The organism is Streptomyces sp. SYSU D01066-1 (assembly GCF_054956795.1).
Window position 1 is genome coordinate 1 of record NZ_JBUDHV010000034.1, and the last position, 13,595, is coordinate 13,595.

The 13,595-nt window shown below is 73.6% G+C and carries 10 protein-coding genes and 1 pseudogene; 3 read left to right on the top strand and 8 right to left on the bottom strand.

Annotated features, from left to right (window positions below):
* Both ACY1JF_RS25160 and ACY1JF_RS25165 read left to right on the top strand, forming a co-directional pair.
* Window positions 1-112 (top strand): annotated as a pseudogene (locus ACY1JF_RS25160) (6-phosphogluconate dehydrogenase); the annotation flags it as partial.
* 5 nt (window positions 113-117) lie between these two features.
* Window positions 118-738, top strand: coding sequence for a histidine phosphatase family protein (locus ACY1JF_RS25165; protein WP_462707518.1), 621 nt, complete (start codon window positions 118-120; stop codon window positions 736-738).
* 56 nt (window positions 739-794) lie between these two features.
* Here ACY1JF_RS25165 and ACY1JF_RS25170 read toward each other — a convergent pair whose 3' ends face one another.
* Entirely contained in the window at window positions 795-2,183 is a 1,389-nt protein-coding gene (locus tag ACY1JF_RS25170) for a dihydrolipoyl dehydrogenase family protein (RefSeq protein WP_462707519.1), read from the bottom strand.
* Between the two features lie 258 nt (window positions 2,184-2,441).
* Between ACY1JF_RS25170 and ACY1JF_RS25175 the strand changes: the two genes are divergently transcribed.
* Complete coding sequence (locus ACY1JF_RS25175) at window positions 2,442-4,460, top strand: AfsR/SARP family transcriptional regulator (protein WP_462707520.1); 2,019 nt, start codon at window positions 2,442-2,444, stop codon at window positions 4,458-4,460.
* On the opposite strand, the gene ACY1JF_RS25180 is transcribed toward ACY1JF_RS25175, so the two are convergent.
* The 7 genes from ACY1JF_RS25180 to ACY1JF_RS25210 form a co-directional block, all read right to left on the bottom strand.
* Window positions 4,441-7,785 (bottom strand): right-handed parallel beta-helix repeat-containing protein, encoded by a 3,345-nt coding sequence (locus ACY1JF_RS25180; protein ID WP_462707521.1) that lies wholly within the window; start codon window positions 7,783-7,785, stop codon window positions 4,441-4,443. The genes ACY1JF_RS25175 and ACY1JF_RS25180 overlap by 20 nt on opposite strands.
* Window positions 7,786-8,050: 265 nt before the next feature.
* Window positions 8,051-8,620: a TetR/AcrR family transcriptional regulator gene (locus ACY1JF_RS25185; protein WP_462707522.1), complete on the bottom strand. Its 570-nt coding sequence runs from the start codon at window positions 8,618-8,620 to the stop codon at window positions 8,051-8,053.
* 1 nt (window position 8,621) lies between these two features.
* Complete coding sequence (locus ACY1JF_RS25190; RefSeq protein ID WP_462707523.1) at window positions 8,622-9,896, bottom strand: MFS transporter; 1,275 nt, start codon at window positions 9,894-9,896, stop codon at window positions 8,622-8,624.
* A gap of 71 nt (window positions 9,897-9,967) precedes the next feature.
* Window positions 9,968-10,576, bottom strand: coding sequence for a flavodoxin family protein (locus tag ACY1JF_RS25195; RefSeq protein ID WP_462707524.1), 609 nt, complete (start codon window positions 10,574-10,576; stop codon window positions 9,968-9,970).
* Window positions 10,577-10,799: 223 nt separating this feature from the next.
* Complete coding sequence (locus tag ACY1JF_RS25200; protein WP_462707525.1) at window positions 10,800-11,669, bottom strand: aldo/keto reductase; 870 nt, start codon at window positions 11,667-11,669, stop codon at window positions 10,800-10,802.
* A gap of 131 nt (window positions 11,670-11,800) precedes the next feature.
* A complete protein-coding gene (locus ACY1JF_RS25205; protein ID WP_462707526.1) occupies window positions 11,801-12,520 on the bottom strand; it encodes a hypothetical protein in 720 nt (239 codons plus the stop codon).
* Between the two features lie 29 nt (window positions 12,521-12,549).
* Window positions 12,550-13,392, bottom strand: coding sequence for an alpha/beta fold hydrolase (locus ACY1JF_RS25210; protein ID WP_462707527.1), 843 nt, complete (start codon window positions 13,390-13,392; stop codon window positions 12,550-12,552).
* Window positions 13,393-13,595 lie beyond the last annotated feature (203 nt).

Consider the following 13,595-nt stretch of genomic DNA (forward strand, 5'->3'; position numbering starts at 1 on the left):
CGCCTCCCTGTTCGCCCGGTTCTCCTCCCGCCAGGACGACTCCCCGCAGATGAAGATGATCGCCGCGCTGCGCAACCAGTTCGGCGGCCACGCCGTCGAACTGGCGAGGTGAGCACGGTGGGCGAGCTGCTGCTGATCAGGCACGGCGAGACGGAGTGGACCCGCTCGCGCAGACACACCAGCTTCACCGACGTGCCCCTCACCCCGGCCGGGGAGGCGCAGGCGCGTGCGCTGAAGCCGCTGCTGGCCGGCCGCCGCATCGGCGAGGTGCTGGTGAGTCCGGCGCGACGGGCCGTGCGCACCGCGTCCCTGGCGGGACTCAACGGGCTGCGGGAGGAGCACGACCTGCGGGAATGGGACTACGGCGGCTACGAGGGCGTCACCACCGCAGAGATCCACCGCACCCGGCCCGACTGGAACCTGTGGACCGACGGAGTGCCGGGGTCCGCGGACGGCCGCCACGGAGAGAGCCCGGACCTGGTCGCCGCGCGGGCCGACCGGGTGCTCGCCCGGGTGGAGACCTGGCTGGCGGCCCCGGACGCGGCGGACGTGGTGCTCGTCGCCCACGCCCACGTCCTGCGCGTCCTCACCGCCCGGTACCTCGGTCTGCCGGCCGCCGCCGGAGGGCTGTTCGTCCTGGGCACCGGCTCACTGTCCCGGCTGGGCAGGGAACACGGCAGGGCCGCGCTCATGGCGTGGAACACCACGGGCGCGGCCGTACTCGAAGCCGTGGGCTGACCGGCCGAGCGGAATTCGAGGGGGTGGCCACTTTTTCCGTGACCACCCCTTCCGGGTCAGTCCGTCCAGGCGGTGAAGAGGGCGTTCAGTCCCTCGGCCATGGTCGGGTGCGCGATGAGGCCGTCGCGCAGCGCGGTGAAGGGCAGACCGGCCCACATCGCCGTCTGCACCACGGTCAGGACCTCGGAGGACTCCGGCCCCAGCAGCGCCACGCCCAGGATCTCGTCGGTGTCGCGGTCCACGACCGCCTTCCACACACCCCGGGTGTCCCGCAGCGTACGGGAGCGGGGAATGGCCTTGACCGGGAGCTTGGCGACGCGGACGTTCCGGCCGGTGGCGCGGGCCTGCGCCTCCGTGAGGCCCACGCGGGCCAGCTCCGGGTCGGTGAACAGGTTCCAGGGGACCAGCCGGCCGGCGGTGCTGCGGCTGCCGCCCGCGATGTTCTCCTTCACGACGCGGTAGTCGTCGAGGGAGACATGGGTGAACTGCGGGCTGCCGGCCACGTCGCCCACCGCCCAGGTGTGCGGCGCGTCGGTGGCCAGTCGCTCGTCCACCCGGATGAAGCCGCGCTCGTCGGTGCGCACGCCCGCCGCGTCCAGCCCCAGCCCGGCGGTGACCGGGTCCCGGCCGGTCGCGGCCAGGATGTCGTCGGCGACCAGGGAACGGTCGTCCTCCAGGAACACGCGCACCCCGCCCGTCTCGCGGACGACCTCCTTCACCGAGACCCCCCTGGGCATCTCCACGCCGTCCTCGCGCAGGTACTCGGCGAGGACCTCGGTGATGTCCGGGTCCTCCTGGGGCAGCAGGGTGAGGTTGCGGTCGAGCACGGTCACCCGGCTGCCGAAGGCGGCGAACATCTGCGCGAACTCCAGGCCGACATAACCACCGCCGAGCACCACCAGCCGCTCCGGGATGCGGTCGAGCTGCTGGATCGTCTCGCTGTTCAGCGCCCCGGCCTCGGCCAGGCCGGGAACCGCCGGCAGGTGCGGCACGGTCCCGGTGTTGATCACCACGTCACCGCCCCGGACGACGCGGCGCCCGCCGTCGTTCAACCGGATCTCGACCGTGCGCTCCGCGACGAAGCGCGCCTCGCCCAGGACGAGGTCCATGCCACTGTCGAGGAACTGGCGGTGGTTGAGATCGACCATCTCCGAGACCACGCCCTCCTTGTGCGAGCGCAGGAGCCGCAGGTCGACCTCCAGCTTGCCGAGGTTCAGCCCCAGCGACTCCGCCGTCGCCACGCGGCGGGCCAGCCGGGCGCTGGTGACCAGGGCCTTGGTCGGGATGCACGCCACGTTGATGCACGTGCCGCCGATCATGCCGCGTTCGACCATGACCACCCCCCGGCCGGACCACGCGGTGTCCATGGCCAGGGTCTTGCCGGCCTTGCCGCCTCCTACCACCAGCAGGTCGACGTCCTCCACGACGTCCTCGGAACCGATCATCAGGCGTGCACTCCTCAAGGTGTCACCAGTGGGAACGTGACGGGTCGCCCGGCACTCCGGCCGGCACCGCCGGGTCCAGCGTCGCCCCGGCCGGGCCACCGCGCATCGGTCACATGACTCGTCTCCGCGCGGCGCACGGGGAGCGGCGGCGTTGAGTCATCCGACCGATGCCCGCCCCGCGACGGCGGCCCTACGGTGGGCCCGGCCGCCGAAGACTCGGTGCGGCGGGCCGCACGGGAGCGATGAGCGGAGGCCGTCATGACCATGGACCCGAGGGACACCACCCCCGACGGACCCGACCGGGAGACGGCGACCGGCGTCCGCTTCCGCGTCCTCGGCCCGGTGCGCGTGTGGGCGGCCGGTGCCGAACTGCCCACCGGGCCGCGCCAGCAGCGGCTGGTCCTGGCGGCGCTGCTGGCCCGCGCCGGGCGTCCGGTATCCCTGGAGGAACTGGTCGGCCTGCTGTGGGAGGAGGACCCGCCCCGCAGCGCGGCCAACGCCGTGCACCGCTACGTGGGAGCGCTGCGGCGCCTGCTCGAACCGGGACTGCCGGCCCGCGCGCCGGGCCGGTGGCTGGTCCGCCAGGCCGGCGGATACCTGCTGCGGGTCGGCCCGGACGAACTCGACCTGGTCGTCTTCCGGCGGCTGGTCCAGCAGGCCCGCGCGGCCCGGGACGCGAGCGAGGCGGTGGACCGGTTCGTCGCCGCGCTGGAGCAGTGGCAGGGGCGGTGCGCGGCGGACGTGGTGCCCGAGGACCCGGCCCCCCAGGTCTTCGCCGCGGTGGACCACGAGTACGTCGCCGCCGTGTCGGCGGCCGCGACCGCCGCGCTGCGCTGCGACCGGCCCGGTGCGGTCCTGCTGGCCGCGCGCCAGGCGGCGGAACGGCACCCGTTCGACGAGCGGCTGCTGGCCCAGACGATGCTGCTGCTCACGGCGGACGGCAAACAGGCCGAGGCGCTCACGCTCTACCACCGCTTCCGGGTGGACCTGAGGGACACACTCGGGATGTCACCGGGCAAGGAACTGCGCGCCGCCCACGACCGCATCCTGCGCGGACCCGAGGAGCCCGCTGTCCCGGCCACCGGCCCCGGCCCGGTGGAACCCGCCCCCGCAAGCCCGGCCGCGGACGGGCCGGAAGCGCCGCACGCCCCGGCCCAACTCCCCGCCGACCTGCCCTGCTTCACGGGACGCGCCGACGTCCTGCAACACGCGGAGCGCTTCGCGGCGGACGGTGACGGGACGCTGCGCGTGCTGGCGGTGGACGGCCTCGCCGGCGTCGGCAAGACCGCCCTGGCCGTCCACGTGGCCCACCGGATCGCCGCGCGCTTCCCCGACGGCCAGCTCTTCGCCGACCTCGGCGGCTTCGGCCCGACGGGCGGCCCGGCGGACGCCGGCGAGGTACTGGCCGGCTTCCTCGCCGCGCTGGGGGTCGACGCCGCCCGCGTCCCCGCCCGGACGGACGCCAGAGCGGCGCTCTTCCGCAGCGTGCTGGCCACACGGCGGGTGCTGGTCGTGCTGGACAACGCCCACGACGCGGCGCAGGTACGGCTGTTGCTGCCCGGCTCGTCCCGGTGCACGGTACTGATCACCGGCCGGCGACGGCTCACCGACCTCGCCACCCTGAACGGGGCCCGGCTCCTGTCGCTCGACGTCCCCTCCGCGGCGGAGGCGGCCCGGTGTTTCCTCCAACGGGTGGGTGCCGCACGCCCCGGCACGGACGCCGCCGCGGTCGCCGACATCGTCGAGCACTGCGGACGGCTGCCGCTCGCCCTGGGCATCGTGGCCGCCCGGGTGGCGACCTTCCCGGACCTGCCGCTGCGACGGACGGCCGACGAACTGGCGGCGGCCGGGGAGAGCCTGGAGGTGTTCAGCGACGACGACCGGAGCAACGCGGTGCGTGCCGTGTTCTCCTGGTCCTACCGCACCCTGGGACCCGACGCGGCACGCCTGTTCCGGGCCCTGCCCCGGCGCGGGCGGGGCGAGCTGACCACCGCGGAACTGGCCGGACTCGCCCCGGTGCCGGCCCGCACGGTCTCCGGAGCCGTCGCCGAACTGGTGCGCGCCCGGCTGCTGACCCCCGTACGGCCGGACCGGTACGGCGTACATCCCCTGGTGCTGGCGTACGCGGGGGAGCTGGCGCGCGAGGCACGGCGGCGGACGGGCGTCACCCGGGTCGCGCGGACCGGCGCGGGGCGTGTCGTCATGCCGTTCCCCGGCCGGCGGACGCGCGCCACCCGCGCGGGGCTGCCGCCCCGGGTCAGGCCGGCGCTTCGCTGACCGCCGTGGCGGCGAAGGGAAGGTCCTGCGGCAGCAACAGGGTGAGCGTCTCGACGTCGGCGTCGGTCACGCCGCCCAGCCGACCCGCCTGCCGCGTCATCATCTGCTCGACGATCTGGCGGGCCAGCCGCGCGTTGCCGAAGGACCGGGACCGGGGCAGGGCCTCCAGGTGGTGGCGCAGCGCCTCCAGGGTCGCGGGAGCGCACACGTATCCGGCCGTGCGGGCCTGTTCCCCGACGATGGCCAGCAGTTCATCGGTCGTGTAGTTCTCGAACTCGATCCGGCGGGTGAAGCGAGAGGCGAGGCCGGGGTTGGAGTCGAGGAAGCGGCCCATCTCGGCCGGGTAACCGGCGACGATGACGACGACCTCGTCGCGATGGTCCTCCATCAGCTTCAGCAGGGTGTCCACGGCCTCCCGGCCGAAGTCCTGCGGCGAGTTCTCCGGGGTCAGGGTGTACGCCTCGTCGATGAACAGGACCCCGCCCAAAGCCTTCTGGAACGCCTCGGTGGTGAGCTGCGCGGTGTGGCCGACGTACCGGCCCACCAGGTCGGCGCGGGCGACCTCGACGAGCTGGCCGCGCGGCAGCACGCCGAAGGAGCGCAGCAGCTCGGCGTAGAGACGGGCGACGGTGGTCTTGCCGGTGCCGGGCGGGCCGGAGAAGACCAGGTGGTGGCTGATGCGGGGGGTGGGCAAGCCGAGCGCGGCGCGCTGCCGGTACGCGGAGAGCAGGTCGACGATGCCGCCGACCTCGCGCTTGACCGCTTCCAGGCCGGTCATGGCGCGGATGGTGGCGAGCGCGTCGCTGTCTCCCGGTTCCGCGGAGCCGGAGCGCAGCTGGGCGGCCTCCTCCTCGCCCACGTCCTCGGGGAGCATCAGTGTCAGGTCGGCCTCCCCGGCGTCGGGCAGCGCGGCCAGCCGCAGCGACTGCCGGTCCACCATGGACTCGAAGACCTTGCGGGCGGCGCGGCCGTTGCCGAAGGTGGCGTCGCGCCGCATCCGGGAGAAGTGCACGCCCAGCGCCTCTCGGGTCAGAGGGGCCAGCCGGTAGCTGTGGTTCGTGCACATGTTCTCGGTGATGGTGACGAGTTCGTCGACCGAGTAGTTGTCGAACTGGATGGTGCGGGTGAACCGCGAGGCCAGGCCCGGGTTGGCGGTGAGGAAGCTCTCCATTTCCTTGGAGTAGCCGGCGACGATGACGACTGCCTCGTCCCGGTGGTCCTCGATCAGCTTGACCAGGGTGTCGATCGCCTCCTGCCCGAAGTCGGCCCCGGAGCCCTTGCTGTCGGAGAGCAGGGTGTACGCCTCGTCGATGAACAGGACCCCGCCCAGAGCCTTCTGGAACGCCTCGGTGGTCTTGATGGCCGTGCCGCCGATGACCTGGGCGACGAGGTCGGAGCGGGACACCTCGACGAGGTGCCCCGAGGGCAGCATGTCCAGACCGGCCAGGATCGATCCGTACAGGCGGGCGACGGTGGTCTTGCCGGTGCCGGGCGGACCGGCGAAGACGAGGTGGCGGCTCATCGGCGGGGCCGGGATGCCGAGCTGGGCGCGGCGCTGGGTCAGCCGGCCGAGGCTGACCAGCATGTTGACCTGCTCCTTGACCCCGGCCAGGCCGACCAGGGCGTCCAGTTCGGCGAACGGACCGTCCAGCGGCGCGGCGGCGGGTCCCGGTTGCGGGGAGTGCGCGCCCTGCCCGGTCGCCGGGGCTCCGGCGGCCAGCTCCGGCATCCGCCAGTCGTCCGGCAGGCCGTTGCCGGAGCTCTCCAGCCGGTCCACGGTCAGGGCGGGGCCGGGCCGGGTGTGCCGCAGCCCGGCGCCCTGGTTGCTGTGGACCGTGCAGCCGGTGACGGACATCGGGGCGGTCCCGTCCAGGCGTATCCCGTCACCGGTGTTGCGGGTGAGGACGCAGTCGGTGAGCGAGCCCTTGCCGCCGGCCGAGACGAGGACCCCGTGCGCCCGCGTGCCGTCGACCCGCACCCGGACCAGGGAGACGTCGCCGCCGTCGTCCACGGCGACGCCCGAGCCGGCGCTGCCGGTCACCGTGCAGTCGCGCAGCGAGGCGTTCCCGCCCCGGGCGACCGAGACGCCCGCCTTGCCGGCGCCCGAGAAGGCGCAGTCGCCGAACTGGGGGTGGCCGCCCTGCTCGACGCGGACCGAGGGACCGGTGCTGCCCTGGACCTCGCAGTTCTCGAAGCGCCCCTTGGCGCGGTCGCCGACGAGGATGCCGGCGGCCCGCGGCGACCGTACCCGCACCCGTCGCAGCAGCGGCCGGGCGCCGGAGGCCAGGGACACCCCGGGCCCCTGGGTGCCGGTGATGTCCGCTCCGTCGATGTCGGCCTCGGCCGCGTCGGTGAGCAGCACCCCGGCCTCGGAGCCGCCCTGGATCTTCATGCCGGAAAGGTGGGGAGCGCTCGCCTGGCCCACATGGACGGCCGCCTGGGCGGCGTCGGCGAAGGCGCAGTCCGTGTAGCGGCCCCGGGCGCGTTCGGTCAGGAACAGTCCGCTGCCGCCGGTGCGGACGGTCGAGCAGCCCGACACCTGCGGGTCGGAACGGTTGGCCACCGCGAATCCGTGCCCGGCGGTGTCGTGGACGTGGACCTCGGTCAGCTCGGTGCGGGCGGAACTGGCGACGTAGACGCCCAGCGCGCAGTCGTGGACGGTGGTCCGGGCCACGCCGAGCGTCGTCTCGCCCTCCAGGGCGACGGCCGGCCGGTCGGTGGCGGAGAGGTCGCAGTTCTCCAGTGTCCCGGAGGAACGGCCGTTGGCGAGGACGCCGTTGCCCCGGGCGTCCCGGACCACGCAGTCGCGGATGACGGCCCGGCCGTCCTCGCTGATCACCACGGCGGAGGTGCCCATGTGTTCCAGGGTGCAGTCCTCCAGGACGCTGCCCGCGGAGGACGTCTCCACCACCCCGGCCCCTTCCGGGTTGGTGACCCGGCAGTTGCGCATCGCCAGCGAACCGCTGCCCCGGCTGAGCAGCGCCGTCCAGGCGGAGCCGGAGATCTCGCAGCCGTCCAGGGCGATCTGGCCGCGCACCGCGTCCACCACCGGCAGGTCGTCGTCGTTGCCGCGCAGCACCAGGTCGGTCAGGAGGACGGCATCCGCGGCCAGCGTCACGGCCGTGCCGCTGCGCGGGGCCAGTTCGACCGATCCCCTGGGCCCGTCCGCCACGATCGTGACCTGCGCGCGGACGGTGAGGCTCTCGGCGTACACACCGGGCCGGACCCGGATGATCGTGCCGGCCCGGGCGCCGGACAGGGCGGACCCGATGCTGCGGTGGTGCCCGGTGCCGTCCTGGCTCACGGTCAGTGTCGTGCGTGCCACGGCCGATCCTCCTCATAGTGCAGCCGCGGGCCGTCCCCTGTCCGGCGGGCGGCCGGACCCGGACCCGTGCGGTGGTGTGCCCCGGATTCCGTCCGCCGGCGCCGAACCGGCCCAGGACGGCCGGGTGTGCGCGGTTGGTACACCCTGAGACTATCCAAGGAACACATGTGTTCACGAGCCGCCTTCACATGTTGGACCGTGGATGTGCCCCGTACCCGACATCGGGGTATGTGCGAGGAGCATGACATACGTCGCTGCCGGGAGGTCAGGCGCGCAGCGCGTCCAGGGCGATGCGGACCTCGTCGGCGACGGAGGACTGGTCCCCGGTGGCCTTGGCCCGCAGTGTGGCGCCCTCCAGGAGATCGGGCAGGAAGACGGCCAGGCCGGCGGGCGGCCGGTCCGCCGTGATCTCCCCGGTGGCCTGGCCTTCGGCGATCGTCCGGGTCATCGCCCCGGCCCAGCCGCCCAGCGCGTCGCGCACGCTCTCGCGCACCCGCCGTCCCGCGGTGGTGCCGTCGCCGGCGAAGGTGCCGAGGAGACAGCCGAACTCCACGCCCGACGCGCGGATGCGGTCGATCTGACCGGTGAGATGGCGGTGCAGCCGGTCCAGGGCGGGGCCCTCGTCGCTCAGCGCGGAGAAGTAGGTGGCCCTGGCGTAGCGCGCGACGATCTCGGCCGCGAGGTCCTGCTTGCTGGCGAAGTGGTCGTAGAACGACCCCTTGGGCACGCCCGCCGCCTCGGTGATGTCCTGCACGCCGGCCGCGTCGACCCCCTTGCGGCGGAACGCGTCCTCGGCGTGCTCGATCAGGCGTTCCTTCACGTTCACGCACGGCATGTCAGCCTCCTCGGACGGGGTGCGGGCGGCCCGGACGGCGTGCCCGCCGGGCGAGGGAGAGGGCGGCGGTCGCGGCGAGCAGCGCGACGACGGCGCCGTAGGCGACCACCGTGGCGGGGAGCGGTACGAAGTCGGTCGCGAGGCCGGCCAGCAGGACCGGTGCCCCGTACGCGGTGTACGCGATGAGGTAGACCGCGGCGAAGAGGCCGCCGCGGTGGGCGTTGTCCGCGGTGGGGCCGAGGATGCGCAGGGACGAGCCGAACGCGGCCCCCTGTCCGGAGCCTCCTGTGAGGGCGCCGGCGACGACGAGCGGCAGGCTGGACACCGCGACGCCGACGACGGCGAGGACGGCGCCCGTCAGGAGCAGCAGCGCGCCCGCGCGGGTGGCCGCCGCGGCCGTCGCACGGCCGAAGGCGATGCCGGCGACGGCCGCGGACAGGGGCTGCAGCGCGACGATCGCACCGTTCACCGCGCCGCTGTGGATACCGAAGACCTGGCTGTCGAAGGAGGGGGCCAGGCCCAGGAAGAGGCCGGAGAACATCCAGCCGGCGGCGACGAGCGGGGCCAGTGACCAGAACCAGCCGCGGGCCGGGCGGACGATGCTCAGCCGTGGGCGCAGGGAGGCCAGGACCCCCGGGCGGCGGGCCGCCGTCTCGGGGGCGGCCAGGACGGAGGTGATGCCGTAGACCAGGACGACGGAGAGGCCGAGGAAGACGACCTCGGTGGGCTGGTCGGTGAACTCCACGGCCAGACCGGCGAAGAGCGCGCCCAGGGCGAGCCCGCCGACCGGGGCGGCACTGGTCAGCACGGTCATCAGGGCCCGTCGGCGGGGGCTGGCGAGTTCGATGATGACGGCGGTGAAGGTGCTGGTGGCCGCGCCGGTCGCCATGCCCTGGACGGCACGGGCCGCGATGATCCAGCCGATGTCGTCGGCGGCGAGGAACAGTGCGCTGGTCACCAGCAGCAGGAGCATGGCGCCGATCAGCACCGGCCGGCGGCCGATGTGGTCGGAGACCGATCCGGCCACCAGCAGGGTGGCCAGCAGGGTGACCGCGTAGACGGTGAACGCGAGAGTCAGCTCCCAGTCGGGGAAGCCCCACTGGTGCTGGTAGAGCACGAACAGGGGGCTGCCGGCCCCGGCTCCGAAGGCGACGGCGATCGAGGCGATGACCACGCCCAGTGTCGCCAGTGGTCTGCCCCGGCCCTCTTGGCCCTCGGAGGCGGGGCCGGAGGGCACCGGCCGGGGTGTCGCGGGCGTCACTGCGGAGGATGTCACGGTGTCTCCTCGCGGCCGTTGTTCCGGCGGACGGGCGGTGGCCTGCCGGCCGCGGCGGGCCACCGCCCGGATCAGGCGGCGACGGACAGGGCCCGGCGGCCGGCGCTCATCGTCGCCGCGTGACGGGCGACCCGCGCGCCCAGGAACTCGGCCGTGGCGATGTCCGCCGCGTGGACGGTGTCCGTCCCGCCGTCCATGGGGGTCTGCGCGCCGGCCCCGGCCCAGAAGCCGAGACGGTTCAGGTCGTTCTCCGAGGCGGTGGTGCTGTTCCAGCCCGGGGCCAGGCCCAGGCTGACCCAGAGCATCTGGTGCTGCGCGGCCAGCGCGGCGAAGAAGGCCAGGGTGTTGCTCTTGTCACCGCTCTTGGAGGCGGAGTTGGTGAAACCGGCGGCGAGCTTGTCCGCCCAGCGGCCCTCGATGAAACGGCGGCTGGTGGCCTCGGCGAAGGCGTGGAAGCCGGCGGAGGCGCCGCCCATGTAGGTGGGGGAGCCGAAGATGATCGCGTCCGCGTCGTCCAGCTGCTGCCACTGCTCGTCGCTGACGTCGTCGACGTTCACGAAGGCCACGTCGGCCCCGGCTCCGACGATGCCGCGCTGGACGGCTTCGGCCAGCACCGCGGTGTGTCCGTAACCGGAGTGGTAGGCGACGGCGACGGTCGGGCGGTTCGTCGAGGCGGTCATGGTGCGCTCCTTGAGCAGATGAAAGGGGTGGGATGGGCAGGGGAATCGGGCCGGTCGGCGGAGTGTCGCGCTGTTCGGCTCTCACATCGCCGTGTAAATATGACCGGTCGTCTTAGTTGGTCGAGGGACGACCGACGCCGTTCCAGGAGGGCGCCCGACGGGACGCCGGAGCCGGCCCCGGCCCGCACGGGATCGGGGGGGTCCGGCTCGGGGCCGGGCGTGCTCAGCCCTGGGTGAACGGGTGGCTCAGGGCCTCGAAGTCGGCCTGCGACAGCTCCAGCGCGGCGGCCGCCACGTTGTCCTCCAGGTGGTCCACCGACGAGGTGCCGGGGATCGGGAGCACGACGGGGGAACGGCGCAGCAGCCACGCCAGGGCCGCCTGGGACGGGGAGGCGCCCAACCGGCCGGCGATCCGGGTGAGCGGGCCGCCGGGTTCGGCGAGCCGGCCGGTGGCCAGCGGGAACCACGGCAGGAAGGCGATCCCGTTCGCCTCCGCGTACGTCAGGACGTCCTCGGAGTCGCGCTGGGCCACGTTGTAGAGGTTCTGCACGGAGGCTATCGGCACGATCGCGCGGGCCCGCTCCAGTTCGTCCACGCCCACCTCGGAGAGCCCGGCATGCGCGATCTTCCCCTCGGCGCGCAGTTCCGCGAGGACGCCGATCTGCTCCTCGAAGGGCACGGCCGGGTCGATGCGGTGGAGCTGGAAGAGCGGGATGCGTTCCAGGCCGAGCCGGCGCAGGCTGGACTCCGCCTGCCGTCGCAGGTACGCGGGGCGCCCGTCGGACCGCCACTGTCCCGGACCCGGGCGGGTCAGACCGGCCTTCGTGGCGATCACCACGTTCTCGGGGTACGGGTGCAGGGCCTTGCGCAGCAGTTCCTCCGCCGCGCCGGGACCGTAGGAGTCGGCCGTGTCGAAGAGTGTCACGCCCAGTTCCACGGCGCGCCGCAGCACGCGCACGCCCCGCTCCTCGTCGGGGAAGGGGCCCCAGACGCCGGAGCCGGTCAGCTGCATGGTCCCGTAACCGAGCCGGTTCACTTCCAGCTCGCCGCCGAGGGTGAACGTCCCGGAGGACGCCGCCGAGATGCCGCTCATGGTGGTTTCGCCTTTCTGGCTGTGCTGCCCGGCCGCCGTCGCGCACCGGGGCCCGTCGTACGCCGTGGCCCACGGGGGGAGGAGGCCGGCGGCGTACGACGGGGGACTGGAGAGGGACTTCGCGGACAGGGCTAGGAGACCGTCACGTTCTCCAGCCGGACGGAGACCACTAGCGGGTCGGGCACCTTCTGCCCTTTCTCGTCCCGGCTGTAGATCATGCGGGTGGTCGGGATCACCAGGCCGGAGACCTCCTGGTGTCCGGAGACGTAGTGGGCCGCCGGCGTGGAGCCCGCGATCCCGACGCTGTAGTCACGCCGCCTGATCAGCCCGGAGGAGTCCACGTAGAGGGTCTGCTCGGTGCTGAGCGTGGCGATGTCGTCCGGGAAGACCACGCGCAGGCGGCGGAAGGTCTCGCCGTCCTCGGTCCAGGTGCCGATCTCCTCGGTGCGCACCCCCGGGAAGGTCAGGGAGAGGGGTTCGGCCAGGTACGTCCACATCGCGCTGCCCGAGAAGTAGGCGAGCTGGAGCCGGTTCCACGGGGTCATCAGGTCGTGCCCCGCGAACGAGGCGCGCGGGTCGAGGAGTTCCTCGACGGTCCCGCCGTCGGCGTCCTCGACCGCCACCCGGTCCGCCGTGAACGACGTGTGGTGGCCGTCCTGGAAGAAGGGCTCCTGCCGGACGTACTGGCGGCGCAGGCCGACGGTCACGTCCACGTCGTTCAGGGCACCCGGGTGGCCTTTCATCGCCCACAGGGCGCCGCCGAAGAACTGGCGGGCGTGGATCTCGCTCGCCTCCTCCCAGCGGGCGCGGCCCCCGTGGGCGTCGAGGACGGTGCTGAGCAGATCGGACACGGTGTCTCTCCTGGTGCGTGTGCGGTGGGTCAGCCGAGGAACGCGTTGACGTCCGCGGCCGCTTCCTGCGGGTACTGGAACAGCGAGGCGTGCGCGGCGTCGGGGTAGATGCGGATGCGAGCGTCCGGGATGAGACCGGCCATCAGGTGGCTGACCTTGGTGGGGATCATCAGGTCGTCGTCGCCCTGGAGGATCAGGGTGGGCGCCTGGATGCCGGTCAGCCGCTGGAGGGCGGAGTGGTCCGGGACACCCCACTCCAGTACGGCGTCGTACTGGGCGTCGCGGGAGGCGAGGCTGCTGGGCACGTCCCGGTCCTCGGTGCGGGCCAGGAACCGGCCGAGGAATTCGGCCCCCTTGGCCTGGCTGGTCTCGGTGGGGGCGAAGAAGATGTACAGCAGGTCCTCGCCGGTGGGCACCTCGGCGCGGGCGTGGGTCTCGATGTCCTTGCGCCAGCCGTGCATCCCGGGAGCCCCCTTCGGGCCGGTGCCGGCCAGGACGAGGCGGCGGACCAGCCGGGGGCGGACCAGCGCCACGTCCTGGGCGGCGAAACCGCCGAGTGAGAAGCCCAGGAGGTCGATGCGTTCCAGGCCGAGGGCGACGGTGAAGTCGATGACCTGACGGGCCAGTTCGGCGACGGTCTTCGCCGGTGTACCGGTGGAGGAAGCCACCCCGGGGTAGTCCACGAGGACGACCTCGCGCTCCGCCGCCAGGGCGTCCACCAGCGCGGGGTCCCAGTTGTCGAGGTTGCCGGTGAAGTGCTGGAGCATGACCAGCGGCGCCGGGCCGCCGGTGCCGAGCCTGCGGTAGGCGTACCGGACACCGTCCGCCTCGACGAACTGGGTGGGTGCGGTGTGGTGGGTCACGGGGGCCATGGCGTCTCCTCGGCGGGCCGTACGGGATGGGGGCCGACTGCGGCCACGGCTTCATCATCGACGGGGGAAGTGGAGACTTTGTGGCCCGTTTGTTGACCCCCTGGCCTGCTCCTGCCGAACCGTGGCGAGCACGTGGCCCCTGGCGGTGGTCGCACCACGGGAAGGCCCGCGGCGGGAGCCTTCCCGCCGGCGCGGGCGGGAGG

What these genes read in the sequence shown, in the direction of transcription:
- ACY1JF_RS25170 (WP_462707519.1), bottom strand. Translation starts at nt 2,183, where the DNA reads ATGATCGGTTCCGAGGACGTCGTGGAGGACGTCGACCTGCTGGTGGTA.
- ACY1JF_RS25175 (WP_462707520.1), top strand. Translation starts at nt 2,442, where the DNA reads ATGACCATGGACCCGAGGGACACCACCCCCGACGGACCCGACCGGGAG.
- ACY1JF_RS25185 (WP_462707522.1), bottom strand. Translation starts at nt 8,620, where the DNA reads ATGCCGTGCGTGAACGTGAAGGAACGCCTGATCGAGCACGCCGAGGAC.
- ACY1JF_RS25195 (WP_462707524.1), bottom strand. Translation starts at nt 10,576, where the DNA reads ATGACCGCCTCGACGAACCGCCCGACCGTCGCCGTCGCCTACCACTCC.
- ACY1JF_RS25200 (WP_462707525.1), bottom strand. Translation starts at nt 11,669, where the DNA reads ATGAGCGGCATCTCGGCGGCGTCCTCCGGGACGTTCACCCTCGGCGGC.
- ACY1JF_RS25210 (WP_462707527.1), bottom strand. Translation starts at nt 13,392, where the DNA reads ATGGCCCCCGTGACCCACCACACCGCACCCACCCAGTTCGTCGAGGCG.